Origin of the sequence: Saccharothrix sp. ST-888 (assembly GCF_000955975.1) — a bacterium.
GTDB lineage: Bacteria > Actinomycetota > Actinomycetes > Streptomycetales > Streptomycetaceae > Kitasatospora.
In genome coordinates this window covers 1-1,957 of sequence record NZ_JYJF01000249.1, presented here as the reverse complement: position 1 = coordinate 1,957, position 1,957 = coordinate 1, and the positions used below count along the sequence as shown (strand labels likewise).

Genomic DNA, 1,957 nt, shown 5'->3' with positions numbered 1-1,957 from the left:
CGAGGCATGGGTAGGCAGCGGCTGGTCGCCGCCGATGCGGGGAGCCACGGCCTACGCCCCTCGTGCTGATAGGCCACCGCCGAACGGGAATTGACCACTGCTGAGCAGAGGAGACGGCCATGGCCACCGAGGACGCCACCGGAGTCACGTCCACCAGCGAGAGCACTCCCGGATCCGAGGAACAGCCGACCGTCCTGCGGACGGCCGCCGACACACTCGACTTCATCCAGACCACCGAGGGTCACCTGGACGAGCTGACGAGCATCCTGCAGCGGATGCGGGTGCTCTCGATCCAGTCGGCGAACGGCACCTACAGTGAGGAGGACCGCTCGGCGATCCAGATCGAGGTCGACCAGCTCACCGACGAGATCGCCCGCGTCGCGGACCAGGCGGACTTCAACAAGATGAGGATGCTCACCGACGCGTCCGCAGACGCAAACGTGCACGCTGCCGACGAGCTGGGAATGTACCCCGCCAAGATCAACACCCCCGCCTCGCTGGCGAATGCCCAGGCATCCTGGACCCTGCGTGTGCACGTGGGGGCGAACACCAACGAGGCCCTCGCGGTGAACATCTTCGCCGCCAACGTCCAGCACCTCTTCGCCGGCGATGCCGACGCACCGGCCGACCAGTCCCCGTCCGAAGCGGGTCCCGTCAACGTCACCACGGCCGTTGAGGCCAACACCTCGATCGCGAAGATCGACGTGGCGATCAAGTCCGTCACCGACCAGCGCTCCAACCTGGGGGCGTTCTCCAACCGCCTGGAGTCCGCGATCCGCAGCAGCGACTACGCGGTGGAGAACCTGACCGCCTCCGACTCCACCACCCGGGACACCGACTTGGCTGCCGAGATGGTGCAGTTCACCATCATCGAGTCCTGAGCGACTGGTGCTCTGGTCCTGCCGGTGCCGTCATCGGCCGGACCAGAGCGCTTGGCCTGTCCGAGCGCGCGTTCACCTCGCTGCCGCGCCGACCTTGTCCGCCTCATCAACCGCACCGAGGCCGACGAAGGGTCGGGAGCCCGCCGCACGCCCAGTCTTGGCTCCGCCCGCGCCCCAATGCCGCCTTTTCCCGCCTCACTCGCCACTGGGGTGGTCGCTGGTGCGACCGGCCGCCGAGCTGACTATAAGTCAACTGCGCTATGGAAAAGACACGATGACGATCGTCGTCACTCAGAGGAGTTGGGCGATGTGTTACGGTGACCGCGCTCTGTCGTGAACATCGCTACCCCAGGGAGAATGTGCTGTGATCGACCTCTTTGGTGACGGCCTGCGGCGTCGCAAGCTGGACCGGCTCTTCGCTGTCATCGACGTCGACGGCGACAGCGTGATCACCCAGGCGGACTACGAGCAGCTCGGCCAGCTGATGGCCAAGGTCAGCGGCGCGGCACCGGATTCGGCGCGCAGCAACGAGCTGAAAGCGACCTTCGGGCAGCTCTGGCAGGAGTTCCAGGCCCCGGCCGACCGCAACGGCGACGGCAAGATCGACCGCGCCGAGTTCGCCTCCTCGGTGCTCACCCCGCTGGGCACGGCCCCGGACCGGGTGCTGCGCTTCATCGGAGTGCTGTGCAACGCCAGCTTCGGCGTGGCCGACACCGACCGCGACGGGCGGATCAGCAAGGCCGAGCACCTGCGGATGGGCCGCGAGGTCTTCCGGGTCGACGAGGCCGGCGCCGCCACGTCGTTCCAGAAGCTCGACTTCTTCAACCGCGGCTACCTGACGCTGGACGCCTACCTGATCGCCTTCACCGAGTTCCTCACGAGCCCGGACCCGAATGCCCGCGGGAACTGGCTCTTCGGCACCTTCTAGGCGGTTCGGATCGAGTACGTGGGATCGCGTGTGTCGTCTGCCCTGTTCGGCGAGGAGCGGCTCGCCGCTCTCGCGCATCGCATACGCGAGCCCCTGTACCTCGTCGCCAGGCGGTCCGACGGGCTGCGCGGCCTGGCGACCGAGGCCG

At 67.6% G+C, this 1,957-nt stretch carries 2 protein-coding genes; both read left to right on the top strand.

All coding sequences use genetic code 11. The features are described from left to right. The first annotated feature begins 119 nt into the window (after positions 1-119). Positions 120-881, top strand: a complete 762-nt coding sequence (locus UK12_RS32395; RefSeq protein ID WP_082120141.1) for a flagellin N-terminal helical domain-containing protein — start codon at positions 120-122, stop codon at positions 879-881. A gap of 364 nt (positions 882-1,245) precedes the next feature. Beyond that, a complete protein-coding gene (locus UK12_RS37095; RefSeq protein WP_052682410.1) occupies positions 1,246-1,809 on the top strand; it encodes an EF-hand domain-containing protein in 564 nt (187 codons plus the stop codon). Positions 1,810-1,957 lie beyond the last annotated feature (148 nt).

Bases quoted from the DNA above. Each gene is read 5' to 3' on its own strand.
- UK12_RS32395 (WP_082120141.1), top strand. From the start codon at position 120: ATGGCCACCGAGGACGCCACCGGAGTCACGTCCACCAGCGAGAGCACT.